This window comes from Winogradskyella ouciana (assembly GCF_009709615.1).
GTDB classification, from domain to species: Bacteria; Bacteroidota; Bacteroidia; order Flavobacteriales; family Flavobacteriaceae; genus Winogradskyella; species Winogradskyella ouciana.
Genome location: NZ_WJYA01000202.1, coordinates 1 through 255, shown reverse-complemented (window position 1 = coordinate 255; position 255 = coordinate 1). Strand labels below are relative to the sequence as shown.

Sequence of the window (255 nt, the reverse complement as noted above, 5' to 3'; positions counted from 1 at the left end):
CTGCAAGGCGGGCGCGGGCGCCACGTACTCCGTGCCGATCGCCCCCGGCGCCACCCGTAAGGTCACCATGACCTACACCATCGGCGCCGACTCCTCCTGCGGCTACCCCGACGTCGCCTTCTACTCGTACATCTACACCGAGTTCGGCGGCGGCCAGCCCGCCAAGGAGGGCACCTTCTTCACCCCCGCCACCCGCGTGATCTGCCCGACCACTCCCCCGGCGGGTGCCCAGGCCTGACCCGGGCCGCACGACTG

1 protein-coding gene is annotated in these 255 nt (G+C 71.8%); it reads left to right on the top strand.

Going from position 1 to position 255, the window contains the following annotated elements:
• On the top strand, positions 1 to 238 hold a 238-nt coding region (locus tag F1003_RS18980; protein ID WP_202913932.1), incomplete at its 5' end, for a hypothetical protein.
• Between the last annotated feature and the right edge of the window lie 17 nt (positions 239 to 255).